The 728-nt window shown below is 35.0% G+C and carries 1 protein-coding gene; it reads left to right on the top strand.

The window, feature by feature from the left end; genetic code table 11:
- Nucleotides 1–26 precede the first annotated feature (26 nt).
- Nucleotides 27–728 (top strand): IS1-like element ISPa14 family transposase, encoded by a 702-nt coding sequence (locus WFH18_RS17595; protein WP_001223318.1) that lies wholly within the window; start codon nt 27–29, stop codon nt 726–728.

The following is a 728-nucleotide window of genomic DNA, read 5'->3' as shown; positions in this document are numbered from 1 at the left end:
AGGTTGAATTTTGATAAAATAGAGAAATGCGAATAACTCTAGAAATCAAATGTCCAACCTGCCTCAGTGACAGTATAAAGAAAAATGGCATCAAAGTAGATGGGAAACAAAACTATCAGTGCAAAGACTGTAAACGTCAGTTTATTGGTGACCATGCTCTGAGCTATCTAGGATGTAATTCAGGCATTACTCGAAAAATATTACAGTTGATGGTCAGAGGTAGTGGTATACGAGATATCGCTGAAGTTGAGCGAATCAGTATCGGTAAAGTTTTACGTACTTTAACCGAATCGACCTACCAAATTCAGCCTAAACAAAGTCATTATGAGTCTCTTGAAGTTGATGAGTTTTGGACTTTCGTGGGAAATAAAAATAATAAACAATGGCTTATTTACGCCTACCATCGAGAAACAGGTGAGATTGTTGCTTATGTTTGGGGTAAAAGAGACTTAGCTACAGTTCAACGATTGAAGACAAAGCTTAAACAATTAGGTATTCACTACACCCGAATTGCAAGTGATCATTGGGACAGTTTCATCACTGCTTTTAAAAACTGCAAGCAAAGTATTGGTAAATTTTTTACTGTAGGTATTGAAGGTAATAATTGCAAAATAAGGCATCGAATTAGGCGCGGTTTTAGAAGGAGTTGTAATTTTTCAAAAAAGATTGAAAACCATTTTAAAGCTTTCGACTTAACCTTTTTTTACATCAATAATGGCTTCATTTAA

This window comes from Acinetobacter sp. USHLN143 (assembly GCF_037145695.1).
Classification (GTDB): domain Bacteria; phylum Pseudomonadota; class Gammaproteobacteria; order Pseudomonadales; family Moraxellaceae; genus Acinetobacter; species Acinetobacter fasciculus.
This window is presented reverse-complemented; position numbering and strand designations above follow the sequence as displayed.

Coding starts and splice junctions, on each gene's coding strand:
- WFH18_RS17595 (WP_001223318.1), top strand. CDS start 27: ATGCGAATAACTCTAGAAATCAAATGTCCAACCTGCCTCAGTGACAGT.